This window comes from Priestia sp. J2 (assembly GCF_020790095.1).
GTDB classification, from domain to species: domain Bacteria; phylum Bacillota; class Bacilli; order Bacillales; family Bacillaceae_H; genus Priestia; species Priestia zanthoxyli.
This window is the reverse complement of sequence record NZ_CP086208.1, coordinates 293034-318467: the sequence shown is the minus strand read 5'-3', so window position 1 is coordinate 318467 and position 25434 is coordinate 293034. Positions and strand designations below refer to the sequence as shown.

Sequence of the window (25434 nt, the reverse complement as noted above, 5' to 3'; positions counted from 1 at the left end):
GATGAACATTTATACAGGAAGGTTAACAATCTACTTTATAGTTTAGGTCCTTTTCGATATTTGAACCATCCCATTTTATAAAAGGCAAAGACCATTACGCCTACAAGCCCAATCATAATGCCCAGTACAATAAAATAATTATATTTTCCCGTCAGTTCCGGCATATATGAAAAGTTCATGCCATAGAGGCCAGCAATAAACGTCAACGGTAAGAAAATAGCTGACATCAGCGTTAGCGTAAACATGATTGAATTCATACGATCCGAGTTGATGGACATAAAGCTTTCTCGAATATCATTTGACAAATCCCTGCTTGCTTGCATAATTTCAATCATATTTAATAGGTGGTCATAAATATCATTAAAATAGCGAACCTGCTCTTTTGCTTTTAACGCATTGGTTGACATAATACGATACATTAAATCTCTCATGGGGTTTAAAATCCGGCGCATTCGTGACAAATCACTTCGGATGTCATAAAGCTGCCTCATTAGTTCATCCATAGGTTCGTCTTTTGCATTGTCTTCAATGTCGTCTATGTGATCTTCAAATTTATAAAGCACAGGGAAGTATTCATCAACGGTATGATCTAAGAGTTCATACATGATATCCCATGTTCCATCTTCGGTAGCCTCAGGGTCTTTTTTGATAAGCTCCCACACTCTAGCCACGCTCGTTAGCTTGTCCAAGTGGTAAGTGACTAAAAAGTTATCCCCCACAAATGCAGATACTTCTAAGTGCTCAAGCTCTTCTTTATGAAGTGCATAATACACTAAAAAATAATGCTCATCATACAACTCAAATTTAGCCCGCTGACCTTGATTCAAACAGTCCTCAACTGCTAAAGGATGAAAATTAAATTGTTCAAGCTGCTTTTTTTCTTCCTCGGTGGGATTGTAAAAATCAACCCAATACCATTGAAAGTCATGGCTTGAACGAATCTCATTCATTTCTATCTCTTTAATAGCTCCTTCTTTGGTTTTAGCTACAATTTTAATCATAAGATAACCTCTGTCTTTTTTGATACTATTCTCTGCACATACCCTTTTTACCATTTTGTTAAACTTTTTTCTTTTAATGTACGCCTTTTCTTGTCTATACATACGATGATGGTGACGACAAGAGAACAAAACGGTGAGGAGGTATATCCATATGTATGAATTTTACTCCCGGCATGAAGAATATTGGGAAGATGATACAAGACTAGACGAACAGCTTTTAAGAGATATAAACAAAGCTGTAAACGATGAGTTTTCCGCTATTCACTACTATACACGCCTAGCAGAGCTGGCTCCTAATGATCAGTTTCAACAAGCTATATTAGGTATTCGGCAGGATGAAATTAAACACTTTGACTGGTTTTCTAAAGCCTATTATGATTTATCAGGCAGCTACCCACAGATTTCATTAAACATAAAACTGCCAAATACTTTTCAAGAAGGGGTCTCTGAATCCATTAAAGATGAAGTAGAAACCGTTCCATTTTATCAATCAATCGCTAGAAGAATCACAAATGCTCGAATTCAAAGCCGCATTGTTCGAGCTGCGAGCGATGAACAGCGCCACGGTCAAATTTTTCGAACCATTCAGTCCCACTTCTCATACTAAATAATACGCTTGCCACTGCAAGCGTATTATTTAGTATGGTTTTATTATTATCTCTTACTTTGTAGCATTAAATTCTTCTTTAATTTTTTGGAGCAGCGTTTGATTGGTTAATACGTCATACCCTGTTAATGCCATTGTTTTTGCACCAAGTATCATTGCTTCTCTTCCTTGCTCACTTAAAGCTGCTTCTCTAAATTCGTGCGTATGACAAACAAAATAATCATCACAAATTTGAATATACGGATGAATAGCCGGAACAACCTGACTCACATTCCCCATATCTAAAGATCCATGATCGCCTTGGTCTTCCGTAATGCTTTGCTCGCTCACACCTAATGAGATGAGATTATTTGTATAGACGTCGGATAATGTTTGATTCGTTTGCATATCATCATAAGAAAACTCATAGTTTGAGATTTTTAATTTTGTTCCTGTCGCTAAAGCAGCACCATGTGCACATGCCTTCACCTTATCTGTTACTTCATCTACATATGCACGAGTTGAAGCGCGAACATAAAATTGTGCTACTGCATAATTCGGTACAACGTTGGCCGCCTTGCCACCCTCTGTAATCACTCCATGAATACGTACATCCGGCTTCACATGCTGGCGAAGCGCATTAATGCTATTGAACGTTTGTAATACACCGTCTAGTGCATTGATTCCTTCATGAGGGGCAGCGGCTGCATGTGCAGATTTTCCGAAGAACTCAAACTGAATCGCATCCATCGCAAGAGAACGCCCGCTTTTTTGATGACAGTAATAAGGGTGCACCATCATAGCTACGTCTAAATGATTAAAAATACCTTGTTCAGCCATCGTTACTTTGCCGCCTCGTGTTTCCTCTGCAGGCGTTCCGTATACGTATATTTTACCGCCCGTTTTTGCGACTGCTTTACTCAGACCAATACCAGCGGCAATTGACATGGTTCCAATTAAGTTATGTCCGCATGCGTGTCCGAGATCCGGCAAAGCATCGTACTCTGCCATAAACCCAATCGATGGACCTGGCTTTTGACTGTCATAAACAGCGGTAAAAGCCGTTGGCAAGTCACATGTACCAATTTCAACTGTGAACCCTTGTTCTTTTAAAACATCTGTTAATGCTTTGCAAGCCTTAAATTCTTCATGGCCAAGCTCAGGATTTTGTCCAATATATTTGCTTACATCATAAAATGTATCCTGTAATTTATTAATTGTTTCATTTATTAATTGTTTCATTAGTTGTACTCCTCTTTTAAATATTTAAACAAATTATAGTATATTTATTCGTTTTTTGAAAGCTAGTTTTTAAGACGTGTTTTCCTATCACCTTAATATGCCTTATAATTAAACTACTAACTGTTTTAAAGAAGGTATGCATAATGATTAACGTAAAAAAATTTAATTTTTTAGGCGGTCGTATTATTAAAACAGGCATTGCCGTTTTTTTGACTGCACTCATTTGTCAGTCCGTTGGCTGGCCGTATATGCTCGCTGTTATTACAGCCATTGTTACGATTGAACCAACCGCTGCGGATTCTATCAAAAAAGCGTTCATTCGCTTTCCTGCTTCAGCAATTGGAGCTGCTTTTGCCATGATTTACACATTTCTTTTAGGCGTAACGCCGCTTACCTATATGCTTGTTGCTGTTTCTACTATTATATCCTGTTATAAATTGCGTTTACATGCCGGAACACTCGTTGCAACGCTAACAGGAGTGGCTATGCTGACGATTGTGCACGACCATTATTTCATATCATTTTTAATTCGCCTAGCGACCACTAGTATTGGGCTGCTTACTTCTTCACTTGTAAATATCATTGTTCTTCCTCCTAATTATACACCGATTATTACGAGGAAAATTCAAAATCTCTCAAAACAAATGAGTAGCGTCTTACAGCAAAGAGGAAGCGAACTTTCTCAAGTACACGCTTGTCATAAACAAACAAAGCTTCAATTTCAGCAGCTTTCTGCTGAAATTGAAAAAATTGAGACGCTTTGTGAGTATCAGCGAAAAGAATGGAAATTTCATCATTTCACTCGTACAGCTATGAGAAAATTCCACTATGAATATAAGAAACTTTCTCTTATGAGGCAGCTTGTCTACCATATTGGTAATTTAATTTATTTGCCCGCTCATCAGCTGCAAAGTGCAAAACATCAAGTGATTTGGGACACTTTCACTTCCTTTCATAAAGTCTTACAAAATGAACAATATAAAAGCTCTTTGCAGCATCAAACGCTTGTTTTGACTTTAAAACAAAGGTTTTGGGCACATAAGCAGGAAGAAAACAGAGTGGATCAGCCTTTTTCAACAGAAACAACCATGCTGTACGAACTTCTTGCGATTCATCACCTGCTTGAAGAACTACACCGTATTCATCGTTTGAAGGAACGCTATAACTTAAACAATTCGCCTGTCTCACTTTCTTCATAAAAAAATCCTCACAAATGTGAGGATTTTCTTGTTTACGAAACTTGTGACTCATCTTTCTTATATTCTTTCTCCCAGTAGTCCGCATTTTTAATTCCTAGCTTAACAGGATCAAATACGGGGTCTACCCCTTGTTTTTTCTGAGCTTCATAGTCTTTTAATGCAACTAACGCAGGCTTAGCTAAAATTAAGATAGCAATTAAATTTAGCCATACCATAATACCAAGTCCTGCATCACCTAACGCCCAAGCTAATGAGGCTTGTTTCACTGACCCGTAGAACGTAGCTCCCAGCAGGACAAGTTTTAATGCAAACATAGCCCACTTCCCGTTCTTTCCGCGAGTTAGATAAGCAATATTTGTTTCAGCAATGTAATAATAAGCCATGATCGTTGTAAACGCGAAAAAGAATAGGGCAACTGCCACGAAGCCAGCTCCAAACCCCGGCAACACTGTTTCAATAGCAGCTTGTGTAAATCCAGGTCCTGCTTCTACACCCGGTAAATTTGAAATAATAAATGAACCTCCCGGTCCTTCCGTGTTGTACATGCCTGTGAATAAAATCATAAACGCTGTTGCTGAACAAACGAACAGTGTATCAATATAAACCGAAAAAGCTTGTACAAGACCTTGTTTCGCCGGGTGTGAAACTTCTGCTGCAGCTGCTGCGTGCGGCCCCGTTCCTTGTCCTGCTTCGTTTGAATAAATGCCGCGCTTCACTCCCCAAGAAACAGCTAAACCAACGATTCCTCCAAAAGCAGAATCTAATGCAAAAGCACTTTTAAAAATAAGAGCGATAACTCCCGGCAACTCCGAAATGTTCATGGCAATAATAATAAGAGCTAAAATAATATACCCAAGTGCCATAAAAGGTACAACGAATTGGGCTACCCCTGCAATACGCTTAACGCCTCCAAAAATAATAAAAGCAAGAATAATAACTAATCCTACTGCTGTAACCGTTGGACTAACACCAAATGCATTGTCGATGCCAAGCGCGATGGAATTGGACTGAACGCCCGGCATTAAGATACTCATCGCAACAAGGGCTGCAATGGCAAATAAAATGCCATACCATTTCATACCTGTTCCTTTTTCAATGTAGTACGCTGGACCACCTCGATATTGGCCATCTTGCTTAACTTTATAAATTTGAGCCAGTGTTGATTCGATGAATGCACTAGAAGCACCAATAAAAGCAACTGCCCACATCCAAAATACAGCCCCTGGACCTCCAAAAGCGATAGCTGTCGCAACTCCAGCAATATTTCCTGTTCCAACTCGTCCCGACAGCGCTAAAGACAGTGCTTGGAAGGAAGAAACTCCTGCTTCTGAGCTTTTACCCTGAAACATCAGCATAACCATGTCTTTTAAGTGTCGTACCTGTAAAAACCTTGTTAAAATCGAGAAAAACAGGCCAATCGCAAGACACCCATAAATAACAGGCGTGCTCCATAGCACATTATTCAAACTCGTTACAAATTGCTCCAAACGATAACCCCCTTATTTTTTGATTCAGACTATTTTAAATTATAAGTTAAATTATAAATTTTAACAATAAAACTCTAAATTAAAACTTTTTTTTAGTTAAAATACACAAAAAAAGTTATAAACCCCTCAAAAACATCCAATAAGAAATCGTTTACACTCCATAATTATTGCTCTCAAAAAAGAGATATCTGCACCTTTCTTCTCAAGAACACATAGGCTATAGGAGTTATTTTCTATTAGAAGGTGTGAAAAACAATGATGAGAATCGAGCCTTTATTTTATCGTTCTTTAGCTCTAGACCTTCTTTATGCGTGCGTCTTAGCTTATAAGCAATACGCACAGGGAGGCACATTTGATGTACCTGAAGGCTACCGGCTTATTAAATCGTTTAAAGCTTCTGCCGTAGGGGTGCAAGAATGGTTTGGTTTTATTTTAGAATCTGATGACTCTATCGTAATTGCCTTTCGAGGAACTCAATCTGAGGCAGATTGGATTGCTGATGCTCGCATTAGGCAGCGCCCCTATCCATACAATCAACGAGCCGGGCTCGTTCATGAAGGTTTTTTAGCCGTTTACGAATCATGCCGTGATGAAATTTTTGAAACATATAAATCGCTTCCCACCAAGCCCATTTATATAACGGGGCATAGCCTAGGTGGCGCACTCGCTGCTCTTCATGCCTTAGATGTCGCCACAAACGCATCTTTTCCGGAAATTACAATGTACAACTACGGAGCTCCTCGAGTAGGGGATCCTCAATTCGTTCAAACATACACAAATCTTGTTTCAAATAGCCGCTGTTTTGTTAACACGACGGATACGGTTCCTAAAATCCCTCCGAAGCGACTCTATTCCCCTTCCACCAAGCAAACAATTTATTACGATCAAGACCCTCTGCAACTCTCATTTACCATCCAAACAGGCTCTACCGTAGGGAACCATAATCCCCAAACATACAGTGTTGGGATATGGATGATGTCGGATTACCCTATTTTGGTCCAAAAATAAAAAAACAGGCGGAATGCCTGTTTTTTTATGCGCCAATTGCTGTTTTGATTTCTTCTATTTGTTCTTGGTGACGCTTTTCATGATAGCCAATAAAATCAATCCATTGCTTTAAATCCATTAACCCAAACACAGGATGTGGAAACGATTTTTGCTTTAGGTTTTCTTCACTGGCTGTTTCTTCTAACTCTACTAAAGCCGCTCTTGATTCCGCCAGCTTACTCTTCATTTCTTCTAATGTCTGATTTTCATTAGAAGGCGTAACTTGAGCCGGTGCATCTACTTTTCGAGAACGGTCTACCGCTAAATGAAACGGCTTATCTTCGGTTGGCTGATTTACACCGTTTTCTAACTGATCCTTTACACGTGAAACAATCATGCGCTCCATCAAATATAAATGTTCTAATACTTGCATAACGCTCCATGTATTAGATGCTGGCTGCTGATTTAATTGTTCATATGTTAATGATTCTACACTGTTCAATACATCATTTCGAAACTGTTCATTTTTGTTCATTGTTCATCCTCCTCTAGGATTCCTCTAGCTTATCGTATCAAAAAACTCTTCTATATAAAAAGGATATCCCTTTACTTAACCATGTTTTAGCTGCAATTGTTTCACGTGAAAAAAATATTTTTTCTATTTGACATAGATCAACTGAAGTGTTATATTTAGATTTCTGGCTTTTCTTTAAGAGCTGGACATAGTGAAAGTAACTTGAAAGGATGTATCGTACAATGCAAGGTAAAAATACTGGCATTCGACACATGTCTTTGAACAAAACTTATTCACACTGGATCGGCTTCGGAGCCGTAAGGATGCAAGAGAGGTAGGGCTTGCGTCGTTTAGGTTAATCGATCATGTGGAAAAACAAACCGCGGCAATGGATGAAATCCATGCAAGCACAATCAATGCTAATTGTGCCCTAACAACAACGAAACATACAAAAACCGTAATCATGGATTTTATAAAGAAAGTAATCATTTTGTTTTTACACTTGCAAAAAGCAAGTTACTGATAAGAAACACGAACAAAAGCGAGCAGATGCATCTGCTCGCTTTTTTAATGATGATTTTTTATTTACTTTATCATTTCTTTTTTTAGGGAATCTTATAAAAAAGCCAAAACCAATATGGTTTCGGCTTTTTTCTTATTGCTCTGCTAGTACATCAGCAAATGCTTTTGCATAAGGAGGAAGGTCTGGCGGACGGCGGCTTGAAATGATGTGGCCGTCGATTACGACTGCTTCATCATGCCAAATAGCTCCCGCATTTTCCATATCATCTTTGATTCCTGGCGTACTTGTTACGTTTCGGCCATCTAAGATTTTTGCAGAGATTAATACCCATCCTGCATGGCAGATTTGGCCGATTGGCTTTTGCTGTTCATCCATATGACGAACCATTTCAATTACTTCAGGGTAGCGGCGCAGTTTATCCGGCGCCCAGCCTCCAGGTACTAAAATAGCGTCATATTCAGCTGGATCAACATCTTTAAATGCATAGTCCGATACGGCTGGAACACCGTATTTCCCCATGTACGTTTCGTTTGCTTTTTCTCCAACTAAATGTACTTCTGCTCCTTCTTCGCGAAGACGCATCACTGGATACCATAGTTCTAGATCTTCAAAGTCTGCACTAACAAGCGCAATAACTCTTTTATTTTCTAAGCGCATCGTAACACCTCCGCCATCAGTATAGCATGTTGGAGAATAAGATTGAAAATAAGGAACTAAATTGTACATAATTAAAGGATTTTTCAAGTGCCCTTCAGAAATTTTTTGTATGCCAAATGATCTAATTTTATATTTTTACTTGACTGGGAACAAACATCACACTACAATGTGTAGTGTGATGTTCATAATGTTGTAAAATTATCCAAATAAGAAAGACTTTATTTAATTGCTACATTTCTTTTTACGGGCTTTTACACTACATAATGTAGTGTTTTTCAAATACACTTAAAGGAGGAAGTAAAGTGAATAAAAACGTCGAAATTGGATCGCTTATTATTCGTTTAGTATTAGGTTTTACATTTTTAGTACACGGCTTTCAAAAATGGCAAGGGGGAATTGAAAATACAGTAGGCTTCTTCGATAGCTTAGGAATCCCTGGTTTCATGGCATATATTGTGGCAACAATTGAACTTGTAGGTGGGGTTCTGATTATTCTTGGTCTAGCAACAAGAGTCGTAGCTGCTTTATTTGTGGCAGTTATGCTTGGCGCTATTTTTACAGCCAAGCTTAAAAGCGGATTCGTTGGCGGGTTTGAGTTTGATATTGCCTTAATTGCCATGTCTGCTCACTTATTTGTTGCAGGAAGCCAGTTCCTTGCTCTTGATAAAGTGGTATTTAAAAAGAAAGAAACTGCTTTTTCTCTTCAAGAAGAAAGCAGTAAATAAAAAAGAAAGCTTATACTCTCCCAATATAAGCTTTCAGGTTAGTCCCGCCGTTTGAGGCGGGCTTTTTTTATATTTGAAGCAGCAAATTCGCAAATAAAGAAGAACGCTCGGACAACGTATCAATTTGAATATGTTCATATTCTGCATGTATTCCTTTTCCGCATGCTCCTAATCCATCCAACGTGGGAATGCCAATAGCCGCTGTAAAATTGCCATCACTTCCGCCTCCAACAGCTGCTTCTTCTAATTTCATACCCAGTTTGGCCGCAATTGACTGAGCGCATTCAAATAACTCTTCCGTTTGTTTAGACTTAACCATTGGAGGACGATTCATGCCTCCTGTTACTTCAATCTTAATCCCTTTTAAAATGGGCGTTAAATTCAAAATAATATCCGTCATACGTTTTGCTTCTTCTTCTGTAGAAACACGTAAATCCACGTGCGCTTCTGCATATTCCGGCACTACATTTGTACCGCTGCCTCCGGTAAATGTCCCAACGTTCACCGTTGTACCTTTTTCATAATCGGTTAAGCTCTGCAGAAAAATCACTTGGCGCGCTAGCTCTTCAATAGCATTGATTCCTTCTTTGTGGTGATTACCAGCGTGGGCTGCTCGTCCCCACACCTTTACGGTGAAAATCCCCGCTCCTTTGCGCGACGTTTTTAACGCACCTGAACCCGCCACCGCAGGTTCTGCTACTAGCACTGCTTCACTTCTTTGTGCTTCTTCTTCTATATATTTTTTAGAGGAAATTGATCCAATCTCTTCATCTGAATTGCAAAAAAACACAATTTTTTTATCCAGCGATAAGCCAAGCTCTTGAATCGCTTTAATCGCCCATATAGATTGTATAATGCCGCCTTTCATATCTAAAATTCCCGGACCATAAAGCTTGTTTCCTTCTGTTCTTAGACTCAGCCTTCCCTTTTCCCATACCGTGTCAAAGTGACCGATAATTAAAAGCTGCTTCTCTCCTTCTCCAATCGTAAATTTCAAGTGGTTTCCTACTTCTTTTTCTTCTATGATTTCATACCCTACGCCTAAACGCTTCTGAAACAGCTGCGTTAAATACATTCCACACTGATCCACTAACTCTTTACTGTAGGACGGTGATTCTTTTTTCACAAATCCAACTAAATCTTCGAGCATCTCTTGTTCATGTTCTTTTAAATAACTAAATACGCTTTGTTCTACCATTACCTGACTCAAATCAATTCCTCCTCCAAACAACCCCTGCTGCTTGTGCATTCATTGCTTTTATTTATCGTACGTATGAGTATGTTCTACGTTTCACATAACGACCTTAAATTATCCTTAATTATAATGGTTTTCAGACAATTTTCCATCCTTAAAATACAGATAATACTTTAACTTATTCATAACCGACCGAAAATAGCCATAAACTTCAACAAATTTATACAAAAAAGCTTCAATCTTCAACAGATTAAAGCTTTCATTTTATTAATTGACATTTATTTTGATATTTTTCCCTTTTGACTTCACACTTACAAATACAAACATAGACACTAAAAAAATAAACAAAATAACGCCAACCATTTCAAAGTTTACTTCGGCCCATGGATTAAAGAAAGTGAATGCTAAGTAGAAGGACACCCCATATGCGAGGATAACAATAACCCAGCCCATCAAGCGGGAAGCAGATTGCCCAAACTTACTCGATTCATTCACCATTTTATGTACAATCAGTGAATCGATTGTATCTGTCAGCATCATACCAAACATAAATACTAGTCCTAATAAAAGCGGCGTATATTTGCCTGCGTTCCCTACAGCTAGAGACCACACGGCCGTTTGACTGACCGTTTCAGCTGCTAGGGCAAACAGCGCTCCTACAAGAATAATTAAAAAAGGATTCGTTGTTCCTTTTGCGATTTTCGGAATAAACTTCCCTTTTAACCCGCTCACCTGAAACTCTTCTTCTTTGTTTTTAGTTCGAAGCAAATGATATGTGTTTAATGTCCCAATCAGAAAGAGAGAGATGATAGATACCCAAGATGCAAAATGATCGAAATATGCTGGAAACGTAAAATTCTTCATCACTACGCCCAGCACCCCGGCCGTGACGGCCACCATTCCTCCATGACCGAGTGAAAACAGCGTTCCGACCCACGGGGCAAAACGGCTGCCCATTCGCCAATTATATCGGGTCTGGCCATCAATAAAAGCTAAGTGATCTGCATCTAATCCGTGCCTGATTCCTAATAAAAAGACAAGTAAAAAAACTGATAAACCTTCCATTTCCTACACTCCTTTTTTTAAAATAAAACGTAAAAAAGCCTCAATTCTATAGAAATTGAGGATGTGTCGGCATATGAAAATAAACAGTAATTGCTCACTGCGTACCTTGATACACCGCCTCTTTCCTAGAAGAGTCAAGTGTACAGAATAGGTAGGTCTCCTGGCTTGAGATCATCATTTTCTACCGCCTTCCCCGTTTTGAGTGACGATAAGATAGAAAACTCCCTGCTTACAGTGGCTGGACCGCTCGAGATTTGCACTCGATTCCCTGTTACCTCTTACGCTATGTAAGAGCACCTAAACTGTGCGAATGATTCATTTTCTTCCTCATTATACTAGTACTCCTTACAAATGAATAGAGAAAATTCAAATAAAAAAGCCCTGCTAAGCTTTACATGCTTAACAGGGCTTTTTAAAGCAATTAAACTACTTCTACCGTTACGTCTACGTTGCCGCTGATTGCTTTTGAATACGGGCAGTATGAGTGGGCTAGGTCTACATATTTTTTAGCTGTTTCTAAATCTAAGCCTTCGATATGAGCTTCAAGCGCTACAGCAATTTTTACTCCTTGATCAGCTTTATCTGGAAGCAGCTGAACCGTAGCTTTTACTTCACTGCTTTTAATTTCTACGTTATGTTTTTTCAACATAAATTCTAACGCACTGTTGAAACAAGCACTGTATCCAGCTGCAAATAGCTGCTCTGGGTTTGTTGCTGTTGTTGCTTCTCCACCAAGCGCTGGAGGTGTTGCAACGTCTAAATTAAAGATATTATCTAAAGAATGAACTTCTCCTGTTCTTCCACCTGTGTTAACGACTGTCGTTTCATATAAAGCTTTCATGTATAAATCTCTCCTCTTTTTTAGTAATTTTATTAAAATTTTTTATTTATCGTTTCTGCAATTTAATTGTACACAATTTAATTTTAAAAAACAAGTGTTAAATACATTAAAAATTTCCCAATAAAAAAAGCCGCGTATATGCGACTTTTTCTTAATAATATTGAGACTGTTCGTCATAAGCTGATTTTCGAAAAATAGACAAGTTGGTAATAGCCCTCATCAGTTTCGTATTAAAAATAACATAATGAATAAACAGCGCCAGCACGCAGCCTAGAATAGCTCCTGTTAACACATCGAATGGATAGTGAACGCCAACCCATACGCGTGAAAATGCAATGAGTGCACCCATGACAACCCACATGCGCCCTGAACGTTTGAAATGCAGCCAGATGGTAAAAGTGATAACTAATGCAGATGTAGCATGATCGCTTGGAAATGAAGAATTCGCGGCGTGATCAATAAGCTGATTCACGTGGTGAGAGATAAACGGACGATCTCGATAAGCAAATAAACTAATCACTTTATTGATAATGACTCCTGTGGCACAAGCACATAAAGCTTGAAATGCTACAACACGGCTGCCGTTTTTATTAATAAGTAAAAACAAGCCGAGTAAAACAATAAGTACATACTGGGCATAATCTGCAAAGAATACCATTAGCGAATCTACAAACTTCACATGCGAGGCATACTGATTCACCGCATGGAAAATGGTATAGTCTACTGAATTAATAGCTGATAACATAATCGAAATCCTTTCTTATTTTTAAATGTCATTAGCTATCTTATCAGTTTCTTGGGAAAATGAACATTATTTCTCGGGCTATTATTGATATATTTAGTAAATAACCATTGATTTCCTTATCATTTATACACCCCGAATCTCTCCATGCTATAATGTACGCAACTATACATAGACACAAGGGGGAATTTTTTTGAGTAAAGGCAGAATTTTAATTGTAGAAGATGAACGCAAAATTGCTCGTTTGATTCAGCTCGAGCTTGAACACGAAGGGTACGAAACGGGCATGGCTTATACAGGGACAGAAGGATTGGCAGAGTTTCAAGCACATGATTGGGATTTGCTGCTTTTAGATGTGATGCTTCCTGAATTGAGCGGACTCGAAGTACTGCGTCGCATTCGAGCAAACGATGATCAGACGCCCGTTATCTTATTAACCGCTCGAGACGCCCTTCCTGATAAGGTAAGCGGACTAGATTTAGGAGCGAACGATTACATTACAAAGCCCTTTCAAATTGAGGAGCTTTTTGCACGTATCCGCGTCTGGCTTCGCCATCCTGCATCAGCATCTCCTGCTGAAAAAGAAGCAGATACTCTGCAGCTAGGAACTTTAGTTGTGAATGAAAAAACGCGAGAAGTCACGCGTGAAAATGAAGCTATTGAGCTGACTCCTAAAGAATATGATTTGCTTGTCTATATGCTTCAAAACAACAATCAAGTGCTAAGCTTTGAACAGCTTCTTACAAACGTGTGGGGATTTGATTACTACGGCGACACGAATATTGTATACGTATACATTCGTTATTTGCGCAAAAAAATTGATGCTCCATTTTCAACACCCTACATTCAAACAGTGCGGGGCGTTGGCTATATGCTTAAGGAGTAGCTCATGAAACTGCAAACAAAGATTATCCTTACATCAACTGTGCTGCTTTTTATTCTGCTAGTGATTGCGAACAGCTCGATTTACTTCATTTTCAAGAAAACCATGGAAGACAATGCAATTGAACGTTTGCAAGCAGAAACAAGCAACGTAACACATGGTCTAAAACAAACAAGTTCGACGGTTAAACAAGCCAATTTGCTTCGTGCCTATTTGCCTCCTAACGGAATGATTCGTATTTTGCCTAAATCAGGGAGGCCTTTAGTTGTATCGGTTACTGATCAAACGAAAGAGCTTCAGGACTTATCCTATTCTTATTATTCAAATGAACAAACAACCATCAAAGAAGACGACGGCCACCTATACGCAATTTCGCATACTCCGGTCATTTGGACGAACGGTGAAGTCGTTTCTTTAGAAGTCACGGAACAACTCGAAGACGTGGAACAATCTTTACAGACGTTAAAATTCATCTTGCTTATTGCCTCTCTTGTTATATTAATTCCGACCATATTTGCCGGACGGCTTTTAAGTAAAATCATTTTGCGGCCTATCAAATCTCTTATTCATACTATGGAAGAAATTCAAGTGTCTCGCACATTCAAAAAAATCGCTCTCTCTTCCTCTTCTAAAGATGAGTTAGATCAAATGGCCAACACCTTCAATAATATGATGGATTTATTAGAGGAAAACTATAAAAAGCAAGAGCAGTTCGTATCCGATGCTTCTCATGAATTAAAAACACCCCTGACCGTGGTAGAAAGCTATGCCAATATGCTAAAACGATGGGGGATGAAGCGTCCAGATATTTTAGAAGAAGCCATCGAAGCCATTCACTCTGAGTCTTTACGCATGAAACAGCTTACGTCTCAAATGCTGGTGCTTGCGAAAGATGAGTCGCAGTGGGAGCTTCACATGGAACACGTAGATGCGGCGGCCGTCTGTAACCAAACAATCAAGCATCTAGAACAAGCTTTTGAACGAACCATTTATTTAAATATAAAAACGGATCATCCCGTCGTAACAGCGGATGAAAAACGCTTAAAGCAGCTGCTGTACATCCTCTTAGATAATGCCATTAAATATAGTGAAAAAGCGGTAGAGGTAACCATAACAAGAAGCGAAAGCTTTATGATTACGGTCACAGATCAAGGAATTGGTATTCCAAAAGAAGATTTATCAAACGTGTATGAACGCTTTTTTCGCGTAGATAAAGCAAGAAATCGAGAAACCGGTGGTTCAGGGCTTGGGTTATCCATTGCTCGAAAGATTGTAGAAGCCCATAGCGGACGTATTGAGATTAGCAGCGATGAAGGCAAAGGGACATCCGTAACGGTTTGCTTTCCTCTTTGATTTCTCACCGTTTCTTAGAGATTTTTAAGAATTGCCTGCTATACTATTTTTCATAATACTGGAGGTGAATGTATGAAGAAAACGGTGCTTTTTATACTTATCTTTCTTGCTGTTGGTTCAGCTTGCTTTTATGGAATAGCAAAAGCAATGAATCGATCTGATACCATTTTATCCGAGTCTGAAATCAGCCGTATGATTCAGCAGAAATATGGCGGCACAATTGAAAATGCAAGCTTTTCTCAAAAAGATGATGAACCGATTTATCTAATTACTTTGCTTAAAGGTGATATTCCATACCACATCACAGTAAATGGAGAAAATGGAGAAGTCCAGTCATTAATCAAACAAAAAGTAGAGAAACAAACGTCTACTCAAACTAAAAATGATACAGAAAAAGAACAAAAAAAGAGCGAGCAGCCACCCGTTTCTCCTACATCCGACGAGCCTCTCATTTCAATGGAACAAGCAAGAGATATTGCTTTACAAAAAGTAAAAGGAACGTTTTCCTCAGTTGAAATAGAAGAGGAAGAAGGCCAAACCTTCTACGAAGTCGAAATTGATCAGTCTAAAACAAGAGAAGCTAAAGTAATGATAAACGCTTACTCTGGGCATGTAGATTCCATCACCTACGAAAATGACGACGACTAAAAGTACAGCGGAAAGCTGTGCTTTTTTTATACACCTTTATTTATTTCTAAGAAAATTTTAAACTTCTTCTTCTTTTCCTTTAAAGTTCATGGGCTAATATAGTCTTAACAACAAATCAAGGAGGCCGTAACATATGAAAGTTATTACAACTGTTTTAGCCAGTGCAGTATTAGTCGGTGGATTAGGTGCAAGTGCATATGCCATGACGGATCAGTCTAAAAGCAATGACAAGAAGCAAACCACAACGATTGAAGAAGCAAAGGCAAAAGACATTGCTCTTCAAAAAACAGAAGGCGGTGACATTACAAATATCCAATTAGCCGTAGATGACGGCGTTAAACAATATGAAGTAGACATCACAAAAGGTAATAAAGAATACGATGTAGATATTGACAGCAACAGCGGTAAAATCATTGAATTTGATGAAGAACAAAAAGACGATGAAGATAAGAAAGAAGAGAATCTTCAAAACGTTTCCCCTGCTGTTTCATTAGATCAAGCGATAAAAACAGCTTTAAAAAGTGCTAAAGGAACCGTGAATGAAACGGATTTAGAACAAGAAAACAACCGTTTAGTATATGAAATTGAAATTGACACAGCCGATAAACGTGAAGCAACTGTTTCAATAGATGCCAAAAACGGTGACGTAATCAGTGTAGAAATAGATGATTAATAGAAAAAGCACGCTCCAAAAGGAGCGTGCTTCTTTTTTATACCGCTAATTTAATAACCGTTAACACAATACCAATCAAGAATCCACATAGAGCTCCGTTCACTCGAATCCACTGCAAATCTTTTCCGACATTGTTTTCCATCATATCCACAAGCGTTTCATCATCTAATTTATCTAAGTTTTCTTGAACAAGCTGCCCAATTTTTGAATGATTCTCGTCTACAAAACTCATGATTTGCTTTTGAATAGCCGTATCAATTGCTTCTTGACGCTGTGCATCCCCTTCAAGAGCATTCAGCCAGCTCTCTACGTAAGGAACGGCGTAGCTTTTCATAAATTCAGGGCTTTCAATAAATGCCGTCACTTTCGCTTTCATTTTATCGACGATTTCTGTTAATTTATTCGTTACATTTAATTCATTAATCGTTTTTTGTTTCCATGCTTCTAATTTCTCAAGAAGCTCTTCATTGTGCTCCAAGCCTTGCAGCTCTTTTCTAATTCCATTTACCAAAGCAAGGCGATATTCATCATCTTCATTACGAAGACGACCTGTAATAGAAAGCAGTAGATTTTGCAAAATAGACCCTAGCTTCTCTTCGTTAATCATGCTTTGAAATGATTTGAGAGCAAATTGTAAAATACCGTCAAGCTCAATATTATCAAGCGCATTTTTAGCAATACTTCCGAGCTGATACTGCGTTTCTTCTTTTTTAATCCAGCCCTCTCCCTTATTTAAAAGAACATCAAGTGCTTTTTCATCATACTGATTTCTAACCACTTCTCCAACAACCGAATGCACAATAGGCTTTAACTCTATTGCTGAAAGCGATGACTTGAGCTCTTTTTCAATAATAGGAACTACTTTCTCTGTATCCACACGATTAATCGCATCAACAAGCAGTGCTGTTCCTTTTTGTTGAATCGTTTCCGAATGAACACCTTTTCGAACAATCGGAAGCAAACGCTTTGTAAACGCAATTCTTTTTACTTTTTCTTGAATGCTTTCTTTTGACAGCCAGTCGTTTTCAAGCGTTGAGACTAACCCTTTTGTAATACGCTGCCTGTTTTTAGGAAGCAGCGCAGTGTGTGGAATAGGAATGCCTAAAGGGTGACGAAAAAGAGCCGTAACTGCAAACCAATCCGCTAAGCCCCCGACTAATCCAGCTTCGAACCCACCTTGAAGCAACCGACCCCAAATTGAATCACCAAAAGGCATGGTGGCAACGAAGCCCACTCCCATAATCGCCAAAGAAATCGTGGCCAAGTGCTTTGATTTCTTTTTTGGGTTTGTTGTAAATACATTATTTGATTCCATTGTAGTCCTCATCCTTTATTTATTTAACTAAACATTTCATCTAGAAATATGTAACGTGATACAGAAATTTTCGCAAAAAAAGAAAGACAAGCTTTTACCCTCGTCTTTCTAGTATATTGCCTTTTTGCTATACTTCAAACTTTTTTTCTTTTCGACTTTTATTAATAAATGAAAAAATGAGGAGTACGACCAGGATAACCGCACATACGCTTGATCCAATCACATTGTTTTTGTTAAACATAAACGATACAAAAATAACAAGCAGTGCTGCTGTTGCAAAGAGCGTTGTATAAGGAAACCACTTTAAGGCAAAAAACGGCTTTTCTTTATACCCTTTACGCAGCTTTAATTGAGCTAAACAAATGCTCACCCAAATGAGAATGATCGTGAAACCTGGAATAGTCATTAAATAACTAATTACATTATCCGGCGTCTTATAGGCTAAAAACAAACCTATTAAAATACAAGCAGCCGTAATCATCAAACCGTTAATCGGAATGCCATTTTTTGAAACTTTCAAGAAGCGCTTGGATGCTTCTCCGCTTTGAGCCATAGCATAGAGCGTACGCGAAGTTGCATACATCCCTGAATTGGCTGCTGATAAAACGGCCGTCAATAAAACGAAGTTCATAATGTGAGCCGCACCTGGCAGACCGGTAATACTAAACACTTGCACAAAGGGACTGTCTTGCCCCGATACAGAATTCCAGGGCATAAGGCCGCAAATAATTAAAATAGGCAAAATATAAAAGCCAATCACTCGCCATACTGTGCCTTTAATTACTTTCGGTAACACGTTTTTTACATCTTTTGTTTCCGTTACGGCCACACCAATTAGTTCAGCTCCCCCGTAAGAGAACATCACAATTAAAAAGGCGCTCAGCACACCGCTCATGCCGTGAGGGAAAAAGCCTCCATGAGCCGTATAATTTGCCCAAGGATTTTGCACATCGCTTGGAATTACACCGAATAAAATGAAAGCTCCCAAAATGATAAAAGCAGTAAGAGCAATTACTTTAATACCGGCAAACCAAAACTCAATTTCTCCGTAATACTTCACTTGAAATAAATTCATCCCTACAATCAGCACTGCACAGAGAAAGCTTAAGAGCCAAAGAGGTACAGAAGGGAACCAAAACTTCAAAAAGCTTCCTCCCGCAAGCAGTTCAACAACCGTCACAACAATCCAGTTCACCCAGTACAGCCACCCTACAATGAAAGAGGTTTGCGTACCGAATGCCTTATGCACTAAATTTTGTACGTTCATATTCGGATAGACAATTGCCATCTCCGCTAGTGCCGTCATTACAATAAATAAGATAAGGCCGCCAAATAAATACGCAAGTACAACACTTGGTCCTGCAATACCTAGCGTGTCAGCGCTACCTTTAAAAATGCCTGTCCCAATCATGCCGGCAAGTGCAATGAGCTGCACATGACGAGGCAACAGACCTTTTTTTAAATTTTGATCTTGTTTTTCCATAATGCCCGTCCCTTCTGTTCATTTTACGTGTTAGTTTAACCAAATCACTTCTTGCACAAAAACCCCTACCGGATATTCAGTAGGGGTTGGACCAACACTGTTTTTTTCTTCTATATAATGAATGAAAATAATCTCATTTAATCACTGTTACTTTAGTCATTTTATGCGTTGCAACAATGCATTGTCAATGTTATTTATTTTCCAAAAATAAAGTCAAAAGAGTATCTACACCCTTTTGACTTCTAGTCTTCGTGCAATGATTGATAAAGCATAGTTTACAATAAAATACATCATCGCAATGATCAAAAACATCGGCACCACGTAACTTTGTTTCTGTCCATAAATGATTTGAGCATTATGCAGCAAATCAGGAAGCGCGATGACCACTGCAAGCGACGTATCTTTTAATAATGAAATAAATTGACTAACTAAAGGAGGTACCATTCGTCGCAAAGCTTGTGGCAATACAATAAAACGAAGCGTTTGGTAATAGTTTAAACCTGATGAACGTGCCGCTTCAATTTGTCCTTTTTCAATTGATTTTAATCCGCTTCGGATAATTTCTGAAATCATAGCAGATTCAAATACAGTGAGGGCCACAATCGCTGCTGACGTAATTTCCATATCAATTCCGATTTCAGGTAAAGCAAAGTATGTAAAAAAGATGATTAAAAGAAGCGGCAAATTCCGGATAATTTCTACGACAAAAGCGAGTACATGAGACAGAACTGGAATGCGGGCATACCTTAAAATACCTACTATACTTCCAATAAGAAAACTTAACACAATCGAAATGAATGCCACTTTTAAAGTGACCCAAAATCCTTCTACTAAGAAGGAAAGGTGATCAGGAGAATAAGCACTCATAAAATCCATCACTTTCACTCCTTTCAGCTTGTTTTACCAAGACGTTTCTCAAGATAACCAACTCCTAAACTCAACGGAATGGTTAGAACTAAATAGAATAAGGCCACAAAAATATACACATCAAACACTACGTAAGTTCGAGAGGAAACAAGATCTGCCTGATACATTAAATCAAAACCAGCAACAATCCCTAGCACGGATGAGTTTTTCACTAAATTAATAAATTGATTCCCAAGAGGAGGAATGACAATTTTAATGGCTTGAGGCAATATAATGAATCGCATCGCCTGACCGTACGTAAGGCCGGATGAACGCGCCGCTTCAAGCTGCCCTTTTGGAACTGCCATAATTCCCGCTCGTATAGCTTCGGCGATAAAAGCTGCCGTATAAATAGTTAATCCCAGCACTCCGGCTGCTGTACCGCTGATTCCTGCCACAATAAAAATAAAAAAGACGATAACCACAAGTGGAATATTTCGAATAAACTCTACGTAGACAGTGCCAATTACATTTACTATTTTGAAAGGAGCTATTCGCATTACCGCAATGATTGTACCAAGTACAAAACTGGCCACTAAAGCAATCAGACTGGCGATAATGGTGTACTTAAAACCTTCTAAATAAAGATCCATATTGTTCGTCAGAATTGAAAAATCCAGCAATTTTCTTCCTCCTTTCAACTAAACAAGCAGGATGAGCATAATGCTGCTCATCCTGAGAAAAGAAAACTGTACGCTTATTGTTTGATCCACTTGTCGTGAATTTCATCATATTTTCCAGAGTCTTTCATCTTTTTAAGCGCATCGTTTAATGCATCTACAAGCTCTTTGTTTCCTTTTTTCACAGCAATGCCATAAGGCTCTTCTGTGAACGGCTTTCCTACTAATTCATAAGAAGGATCTTCATCAGCCATTCCATAAAGAATAGCATCATCAGTTGTTAAAGCATCTCCTTGCTTAGATTTTAAAGCGGTAAATGCTTCTGCATAGTTTTCAAACTCTAATACCGTTGTCTCCGGTGCTTTTTCGCGAATATTAATAGCTGAAGTTGATCCTTTAACAGCCAACACTTTAGTACCTTTCTTCAAATCATCAACGCTTTTAATTTTACTGCCTTTTTTCACAAGAAGAGACTGGCCAGCTTGAAAATACACATCCGTAAAATCCACTTCTTTTTTACGCTCATCTGTGATGGTCATTGTTGCAACAACAGCGTCAATATCTCCTTTTTGAAGAAGAGGAACCCTTGTTTTGGACGTAACTTCTTTAAATTCTACCTTGTTTTCATCTCCTAAAATCTCTTTAGCCAGCTGCTTAGAAATATCAACATCAAAACCTTCTACTTCACCCGTCTTTGGATTCTTTAAGCCAAACAAACGCGTATCATTTTTAACTCCAATGACAATTTTCCCTCTGTCTTTGATTTCAGTGAGCGCATCTTTTTTAGCTGATGATCCACTCGTTTCTTCACTTTTCCCTCCACAAGCCGCTAACATCATAGCCGCTGCTAATGAAAGCACGGCTGCCTTTAAAAACGTTTTTGATTTCTTCATATTACTCCCCCTATTAAACAATTAATGATTTAAAATACGGCTAAGAAATAAACGTGCCCTTTCTTCTTGCGGGTTTTCATAAAACTCAGCCGGAGTTGCCTCTTCTAAGATTTTTCCTTGATCCATAAATACAATGCGGTCTGCTACTTCTTTAGCAAACCCCATTTCATGAGTTACAACTACCATCGTCATTCCTTCTTTAGCCAATGTTTTCATGACATCCAGCACTTCTCCAATCATTTCTGGATCAAGAGCAGAGGTAGGCTCATCAAAAAGCATAATCTCTGGTTTCATCGCAAGTCCCCTCGCAATGGCTACACGCTGCTGCTGGCCGCCTGAAAGCTGGGATGGGTAGGCGTTGGCTTTTTCACCGATTCCTACTTTATCCAAATAGTATAGAGCTGTTTTCTTAGCTTCTTCTGACGACTGTCCCAGTACTTTCATAGGCGCTAAGGTGATATTTTCTAAAACCGTTTTGTGCGGATATAAATAAAAATGCTGAAACACCATACCTATATTGCGGCGCAGTTTGTTAATATTTGTTTTTTTATCTGCAACTAATATATTATTTACCGTCAATTGTCCGTTAGATATTGTTTCTAAATAATTTATGCATCGCAGCATCGTGCTTTTACCCGAACCCGAAGGTCCAATTACGACGACAACTTCACCTTTTTTAATCGTTAAATTGATATCTTTTAATACGTGAAAATCACCGTAATATTTGTTCACTCCGTCAAAAACAATCATTTTCCTCCTCCTAATCTGCGAACAACAATAAATATTTAAATTTTTAAAATATTTAAAATATGTTAAAAATTATATTCTTACCCTTAAAGCAAAGTCAACAGTTGACAAATTATCTCTTTTTTGTAATCAAAATGAACTATCTTCAAATAAAATATGCTAGAAAAATAAAAGGTTTTGTTGGCATTTGCCGATATGTAAGCATACGTTCGCTAGGCTGAAGGTACTTGTATAAGCTTAATCAATAGATTATATTAGTTAACGCATATCTTTATACGAATTGTCTTTCATTTTTCTAGGGCAGTTCTCTCTAATCAGCCCTTTTTCTAATTATCTGTCTATCACTTTATTATATTAATATATATAATTCTCTTAGCAGTAAATTAATAAAAAAGTAAATACAAGCTTCCATTCATGTTAGAGGTTCTGACATAAATATAGTGAAATTATATTATTTCTCTAAAAAACACACGCTTTATTAGCGTGTGTGGCCTTTTATATTTTCCGGACTCATTTGAAAATGCGGATAGTCTTTAAAACCTTGCCAATCTCCTCCCCATTCAAACCCTAAACTTTTTGCGATATCTACAACCTCCATCCAATCAGACCGATTATTGTTATTACCGTCATATTTCATGTCCCAAATAACTTGTCCGTCTTTTAACCCAATAGCAAAATCAATAGCTAGTCCATAGTTATGATAAGACTGGCCGCCCTTTGAATAGGTAACAATGTTGCCTTCTTCCGTCCTGCCTTTTGCATAAAGCTTATCTTGTTCTTCTTTTGAACGGAAACCTTCCGTAATGACAATCGAGATTCCTTGGTCGTTTGCTTGTTGAACAAGTTTATTTTTCTTTTCTTCTACGACAGGATGCAACTCAGCTGCTCCTGAAAAATCTTTTAACGTTGGACCTGGCTTTAACTCATCGCGAAACAAAAATAACAGGCTTACCGCTATCACAACTATCAAAGCTATTGCCAATTTTTTAAGAACGTTCATCTATATAAAGTCTCCATTCTTTTTTGCTGTTACTTAGATAAAATCATATCGAATTTCATTTTGTTATCCAATAAAAGAGCTGTAGTGTTCAACAAACGTCTATATTTTTTCGTTTTTTATCTATTTTCACCATTTTTTCACTATTGGTGGTTACATTAACAATTGTGGACAGCTCTGTACCACACCCCTATAACTTTTAAGGAGTGACAACAGCATGAAAAAGAAACTATTCGGTTATATCATGGCAAGCGGTTTAACACTAGGAGTTATGGCCGCTGCAAACTCCACGGTATTTGCAGCAAGCAAAGATGAAACAAGCTCTTCAACGGTTGTAGAGCGAACAAATGGCAATACAACAACTACGAGTGATGCAACACAACAAAAAGTTGATGATATTATGAAAAAAGCACAGGAAAAATTACAGAAACTCGGCGTAAGCTTACCTCAGCATCATAAAGAAGGCCCCTTTAGCAATTTAGATGCTGGTACAAAGGCAAAAGCCAAAGCTATTATGGATCAGCTTCGCGACGGCACCCTGACTAAGGAACAAGCTGAAGCCAAATTAAAAGAACTTGGCGTAGACTTCCCTGAACATAAAGGTGGTCCTTTTAGCAATCTAGATGCAGCCACTAAGAAAAAAGCCAAAGCTATTATGGATCAGCTTCGCGATGGCACGCTGACTAAGGAACAAGCTGAAGCCAAATTAAAAGAACTTGGCGTAGATCTTCCTGCTAAAAAGAAAGATTTTCTAAATGGTTTAGATGCTGAAACAAAAGCTAAGGCCGAAACCATTTTAGAAAATGCAAAAAAAGAAATTCAAAAACTCGGTGTCACAATGCCGTTTGAAAAGAACGAGCACAAAGCTCAATAACTAAAAAAATCTACTTGGCTGTTGAGAGCCAAGTAGATTTTTTATGATGCAGTTTTCCGTTTCACTAATGCCATGTATACACCTAATGCTAATAAATCACAGACCATAATCACAATGCCCATCGGCAGAGCATTTTGCCCTCCTCCAAGTCCCACAAGAGGAGCTACGGCTGCTCCGAGCAAGAACGGCAGCAATCCTAGAAGCGCTGAAGCACTCCCTGCATTAGAAGCTTGATTTTGCATAGCAAGTGAAAAAACGGTTGTGTTCACAATTCCTACGCTTGATACAACAAAGAAAAGCAAGATGCAGACCAAAATAACGGATGTGTGAGTAGCAATTACAGCCACTAAAAGCACGCTTCCAACGGCTGCTTGAAGCAATCCATACATGAGAAGAGTAGCTTCTTTTACTTTACCAGCTAAACGTCCTGTCACTTGAGTAGCTATAATGAGACCAAAACCGTTAATAGCAAAAACAAAACTGAACATCTGCGGAGACAGTCCATAAATGTCTTGAAGAACAAATGTAGAGCCTGAAATATAAGCAAACATAGCGCTCATAATAAAACCTTGCGCCAGCGCATATCCCACGAAGACACTATCTTTTAGCAATACGCTAAATGTACGCAGTACTTCTGTTAATCCACCTTCTTTACGGCGTTCAGCCGGCAGCGTTTCTTTCAAGCCAAATAAAACGGCAAAAAACATTAGTGCACCAATTACGGCTAATACACCAAATACTCCGCGCCACGACATAACCGTCAGCAGCTGTCCACCGGCAACCGGAGCCAAAATGGGAGCTAAACCATTTACGAGCATGAGCATGGAGAAAAACTTTGTTAAATCCGAACCTGAAAACAAGTCTCGCACGCTTGCTCTTGAAATAACCATTCCTGCTGCTCCCGCCATGCCTTGAATAAATCGTAAAACGATAAAAATCCAAATAGAAGGCGCAAACACGCATAACACAGAGGCAACTGCATAGGTGATTAATGCTGCTACAAGCGGCTTTTTCCTTCCCCGGATATCACTGAATGGCCCCATTACCACTTGCCCAAATGCCAAGCCTAATAAGCAAGCTGTCAGACTGACCTGGGCTAAAGAAGCTGACGTATGCAGTTCTTTAGCAAGCGTCGGCAGCGCTGGCAAATACATATCAATTGATAACGGTCCAAATGCGCTTAGTGAACCCAAAATTAAAATAAATAAAATGCGATTTCCTCGGCTTAAAGACATTCCTTGGGAAATACTTTGCTGATTCATCTATTGTTGTCTCTCC

Annotated in this window: 27 protein-coding genes and 1 riboswitch; of the genes, 10 read left to right on the top strand and 17 right to left on the bottom strand. The window is 38.6% G+C overall.

Annotation, left to right across the window (positions count from 1 at the left end; all coding sequences use genetic code 11):
* Positions 1-35 precede the first annotated feature (35 nt).
* The gene (gene corA, locus LJY09_RS01720) at positions 36-1001 is read right to left on the bottom strand and encodes a magnesium/cobalt transporter CorA (protein ID WP_028412482.1); all 966 of its coding nucleotides are present in this window, start codon (positions 999-1001) and stop codon (positions 36-38) included.
* A gap of 151 nt (positions 1002-1152) precedes the next feature.
* On the opposite strand from corA, the gene LJY09_RS01715 reads away from it, so the two are divergent.
* Positions 1153-1608: a ferritin-like domain-containing protein gene (locus tag LJY09_RS01715; RefSeq protein WP_028412483.1), complete on the top strand. Its 456-nt coding sequence runs from the start codon at positions 1153-1155 to the stop codon at positions 1606-1608.
* 54 nt (positions 1609-1662) lie between these two features.
* On the opposite strand, the gene LJY09_RS01710 is transcribed toward LJY09_RS01715, so the two are convergent.
* The gene (locus LJY09_RS01710) at positions 1663-2829 is read right to left on the bottom strand and encodes a M20 family metallopeptidase (protein WP_155010624.1); all 1167 of its coding nucleotides are present in this window, start codon (positions 2827-2829) and stop codon (positions 1663-1665) included.
* 143 nt (positions 2830-2972) lie between these two features.
* On the opposite strand from LJY09_RS01710, the gene LJY09_RS01705 reads away from it, so the two are divergent.
* The gene (locus LJY09_RS01705; RefSeq protein WP_028412485.1) at positions 2973-4028 is read left to right on the top strand and encodes an aromatic acid exporter family protein; all 1056 of its coding nucleotides are present in this window, start codon (positions 2973-2975) and stop codon (positions 4026-4028) included.
* Between the two features lie 32 nt (positions 4029-4060).
* Here LJY09_RS01705 and LJY09_RS01700 read toward each other — a convergent pair whose 3' ends face one another.
* Positions 4061-5515: an alanine/glycine:cation symporter family protein gene (locus tag LJY09_RS01700; protein WP_028412486.1), complete on the bottom strand. Its 1455-nt coding sequence runs from the start codon at positions 5513-5515 to the stop codon at positions 4061-4063.
* Between the two features lie 255 nt (positions 5516-5770).
* Between LJY09_RS01700 and LJY09_RS01695 the strand changes: the two genes are divergently transcribed.
* The gene (locus LJY09_RS01695; protein WP_034327418.1) at positions 5771-6523 is read left to right on the top strand and encodes a lipase family protein; all 753 of its coding nucleotides are present in this window, start codon (positions 5771-5773) and stop codon (positions 6521-6523) included.
* Between the two features lie 25 nt (positions 6524-6548).
* Here LJY09_RS01695 and LJY09_RS01690 read toward each other — a convergent pair whose 3' ends face one another.
* Complete coding sequence (locus LJY09_RS01690) at positions 6549-7037, bottom strand: DinB family protein (RefSeq protein WP_228307469.1); 489 nt, start codon at positions 7035-7037, stop codon at positions 6549-6551.
* Positions 7038-7383: 346 nt separating this feature from the next.
* On the opposite strand from LJY09_RS01690, the gene LJY09_RS01685 reads away from it, so the two are divergent.
* Positions 7384-7539, top strand: a complete 156-nt coding sequence (locus tag LJY09_RS01685) for a hypothetical protein (protein WP_014461889.1) — start codon at positions 7384-7386, stop codon at positions 7537-7539.
* Between the two features lie 132 nt (positions 7540-7671).
* On the opposite strand, the gene LJY09_RS01680 is transcribed toward LJY09_RS01685, so the two are convergent.
* Positions 7672-8196: a type 1 glutamine amidotransferase domain-containing protein gene (locus LJY09_RS01680; protein ID WP_013055087.1), complete on the bottom strand. Its 525-nt coding sequence runs from the start codon at positions 8194-8196 to the stop codon at positions 7672-7674.
* 302 nt (positions 8197-8498) lie between these two features.
* On the opposite strand from LJY09_RS01680, the gene LJY09_RS01675 reads away from it, so the two are divergent.
* A complete protein-coding gene (locus LJY09_RS01675) occupies positions 8499-8921 on the top strand; it encodes a DoxX family protein (RefSeq protein ID WP_028412488.1) in 423 nt (140 codons plus the stop codon).
* Between the two features lie 67 nt (positions 8922-8988).
* On the opposite strand, the gene LJY09_RS01670 is transcribed toward LJY09_RS01675, so the two are convergent.
* From LJY09_RS01670 to LJY09_RS01655, 4 genes are all read right to left on the bottom strand, one after another.
* Entirely contained in the window at positions 8989-10152 is a 1164-nt protein-coding gene (locus tag LJY09_RS01670; protein WP_034327426.1) for a M20 family metallopeptidase, read from the bottom strand.
* A gap of 231 nt (positions 10153-10383) precedes the next feature.
* Positions 10384-11181 (bottom strand): HoxN/HupN/NixA family nickel/cobalt transporter, encoded by a 798-nt coding sequence (locus LJY09_RS01665; protein WP_028412490.1) that lies wholly within the window; start codon positions 11179-11181, stop codon positions 10384-10386.
* Between the two features lie 132 nt (positions 11182-11313).
* A riboswitch (cobalamin riboswitch) is annotated at positions 11314-11497 on the bottom strand.
* A 105-nt stretch (positions 11498-11602) separates the two neighbouring features.
* Positions 11603-12022, bottom strand: a complete 420-nt coding sequence (locus tag LJY09_RS01660) for an organic hydroperoxide resistance protein (RefSeq protein WP_028412491.1) — start codon at positions 12020-12022, stop codon at positions 11603-11605.
* A 151-nt stretch (positions 12023-12173) separates the two neighbouring features.
* Positions 12174-12767, bottom strand: coding sequence for an undecaprenyl-diphosphatase (locus tag LJY09_RS01655; protein ID WP_028412492.1), 594 nt, complete (start codon positions 12765-12767; stop codon positions 12174-12176).
* A 190-nt stretch (positions 12768-12957) separates the two neighbouring features.
* Here LJY09_RS01655 and LJY09_RS01650 point away from each other — a divergent pair, with 190 nt between their 5' ends.
* From LJY09_RS01650 to LJY09_RS01635, 4 genes are all read left to right on the top strand, one after another.
* Entirely contained in the window at positions 12958-13650 is a 693-nt protein-coding gene (locus LJY09_RS01650; protein ID WP_154974135.1) for a response regulator transcription factor, read from the top strand.
* Positions 13651-13653: 3 nt separating this feature from the next.
* Positions 13654-15000, top strand: coding sequence for a HAMP domain-containing sensor histidine kinase (locus LJY09_RS01645; protein WP_108674360.1), 1347 nt, complete (start codon positions 13654-13656; stop codon positions 14998-15000).
* Between the two features lie 72 nt (positions 15001-15072).
* Positions 15073-15648, top strand: a complete 576-nt coding sequence (locus LJY09_RS01640; RefSeq protein WP_028412500.1) for a PepSY domain-containing protein — start codon at positions 15073-15075, stop codon at positions 15646-15648.
* A 133-nt stretch (positions 15649-15781) separates the two neighbouring features.
* Positions 15782-16321: a PepSY domain-containing protein gene (locus tag LJY09_RS01635; RefSeq protein WP_155010622.1), complete on the top strand. Its 540-nt coding sequence runs from the start codon at positions 15782-15784 to the stop codon at positions 16319-16321.
* A gap of 37 nt (positions 16322-16358) precedes the next feature.
* On the opposite strand, the gene LJY09_RS01630 is transcribed toward LJY09_RS01635, so the two are convergent.
* From LJY09_RS01630 to LJY09_RS01600, 7 genes are all read right to left on the bottom strand, one after another.
* Positions 16359-17636 (bottom strand): DUF445 domain-containing protein, encoded by a 1278-nt coding sequence (locus LJY09_RS01630; RefSeq protein WP_034327421.1) that lies wholly within the window; start codon positions 17634-17636, stop codon positions 16359-16361.
* A gap of 127 nt (positions 17637-17763) precedes the next feature.
* Entirely contained in the window at positions 17764-19119 is a 1356-nt protein-coding gene (locus tag LJY09_RS01625; protein ID WP_028412503.1) for an amino acid permease, read from the bottom strand.
* A gap of 225 nt (positions 19120-19344) precedes the next feature.
* Positions 19345-19995 carry an amino acid ABC transporter permease gene (locus LJY09_RS01620; RefSeq protein WP_099330582.1) on the bottom strand — a complete coding sequence of 217 codons (651 nt, stop codon included), beginning with the start codon at positions 19993-19995 and terminating at the stop codon, positions 19345-19347.
* Between the two features lie 14 nt (positions 19996-20009).
* A complete protein-coding gene (locus tag LJY09_RS01615) occupies positions 20010-20648 on the bottom strand; it encodes an amino acid ABC transporter permease (protein WP_140451841.1) in 639 nt (212 codons plus the stop codon).
* 74 nt (positions 20649-20722) lie between these two features.
* Positions 20723-21538: a transporter substrate-binding domain-containing protein gene (locus tag LJY09_RS01610; RefSeq protein ID WP_033580702.1), complete on the bottom strand. Its 816-nt coding sequence runs from the start codon at positions 21536-21538 to the stop codon at positions 20723-20725.
* 21 nt (positions 21539-21559) lie between these two features.
* Positions 21560-22288 (bottom strand): amino acid ABC transporter ATP-binding protein, encoded by a 729-nt coding sequence (locus tag LJY09_RS01605; protein WP_028410185.1) that lies wholly within the window; start codon positions 22286-22288, stop codon positions 21560-21562.
* Positions 22289-22763: 475 nt separating this feature from the next.
* Positions 22764-23285 (bottom strand): M15 family metallopeptidase, encoded by a 522-nt coding sequence (locus tag LJY09_RS01600; RefSeq protein WP_048021637.1) that lies wholly within the window; start codon positions 23283-23285, stop codon positions 22764-22766.
* Between the two features lie 214 nt (positions 23286-23499).
* Here LJY09_RS01600 and LJY09_RS01595 point away from each other — a divergent pair, with 214 nt between their 5' ends.
* Positions 23500-24156: a hypothetical protein gene (locus tag LJY09_RS01595; RefSeq protein WP_165573877.1), complete on the top strand. Its 657-nt coding sequence runs from the start codon at positions 23500-23502 to the stop codon at positions 24154-24156.
* Positions 24157-24197: 41 nt separating this feature from the next.
* Here the strand turns inward: LJY09_RS01595 and LJY09_RS01590 are convergent, their stop codons facing one another.
* Positions 24198-25418: a multidrug effflux MFS transporter gene (locus LJY09_RS01590; RefSeq protein WP_047751756.1), complete on the bottom strand. Its 1221-nt coding sequence runs from the start codon at positions 25416-25418 to the stop codon at positions 24198-24200.
* Positions 25419-25434: the final 16 nt, after the last annotated feature.